Annotated in this window: 1 protein-coding gene and 1 pseudogene; both read right to left on the reverse strand. The window is 32.6% G+C overall.

The features are described 5' to 3' along the window. Nucleotides 1-108: 108 nt before the first annotated feature. The gene (locus tag ACFILH_RS00590) at nt 109-858 is read right to left on the reverse strand and encodes a type IV secretion system protein (protein ID WP_375643833.1); all 750 of its coding nucleotides are present in this window, start codon (nt 856-858) and stop codon (nt 109-111) included. A 7-nt stretch (nt 859-865) separates the two neighbouring features. Continuing rightward, a pseudogene (locus tag ACFILH_RS00595) lies at nt 866-997 on the reverse strand (TrwH protein); the annotation flags it as partial. Nucleotides 998-1,122 lie beyond the last annotated feature (125 nt).

Raw genomic sequence — 1,122 nt, forward strand, 5'->3', positions numbered from 1 at the left:
ATCTTGACTTTGATAAAAGCTTTCTGCCTCTCTGAATTGTTCAGATAGTACTGAACCTTCTACAGTGGATTTTGTTTTCATGAAAAAAAGCAAATGTTGTAAAGAGCTTTATTGGTTAGATCTTATTTTAGGCATATCGTTGTGGTTAGAGGCTATAATTTTTCCATACAATTTACGTTTTTGTATTTCGATAAGAGCCTCTTCGTTATCGCTTAAATTTCTGACCATTTGTAGTTTTGTATATTCATTTTGGAGCATGGCTGACATGGTCTTGATGCGTGTTTGCAGCTCGAAAACTCCTTTTAAATCTTTTGTTTTATCTATATTATTTAAGAAATCGACAATTTGTGTAAAGCGGTTCTCTGCGTCTTGAAAAGTTTGCAAACTTACAGCTTTATCGACAATTCCACTATAGTTAAGACGGGTATTAATTATTGTGCGCATATCATGATACGGCAATGACCAGAAGATAACTCTTTTCTCTTCGTCAAGAACAGAATATAAAAGGTCTCGAAATTGTCCAACATCTACGCCACTGTAGTTGGGATGCGTTTTTGGATAGATAGAAGGCGAATCTTGTATGAAAAAGCTCTTGTTCTCTCCTATTGTTGGTTTTTGGATTCTATTTCCTGTTATAGACTGATAGATTTTTTTCGCGTTTTCGATCTGGTTTTCGTTTGTTCTGATTTGTTGGTTTAACAACTCAATAATTTTTAGATATTCTGCTTTTGAAACAGGGAAAGGACTTTGAACAGTTGAACCTTGAATCCCAGAACCCCAACTAAAGTTAGACGTTAGAGTTAAATTTATCGTTCCTAAAAGGGTAATCATTCCTATTGTAATAAATCGCTTTTTCATCTGTCTCTCGCTTGATTTCGGCAGGGATTGTTTTATTAATAGGCACACGGTTCCTATCATTGGGCTGTTTTAGCTTTGGTGCTAATGCACAAGCTGATAAAAGGTTTACAATCAAAATTATAAGGGTGATCGACTTCATTTTAACTATTTTTGATAATTAAACAAAGTCTAATATTTATTTTCATTATTATAATTTTGAACATAAAGTAAAGTGTATAGTTTACGATAATTTATCTTTTCTTAATTTCATTTTTTAATTTATGA

The sequence above is a fragment of the Bartonella sp. CL435QHHD genome (genome assembly GCF_042195095.1).
Lineage (GTDB): Bacteria > Pseudomonadota > Alphaproteobacteria > Rhizobiales > Rhizobiaceae > Bartonella.

Excerpts from the sequence above, each read along its gene's own strand:
- ACFILH_RS00590 (WP_375643833.1), bottom strand. The coding sequence starts at position 858 with ATGAAAAAGCGATTTATTACAATAGGAATGATTACCCTTTTAGGAACG.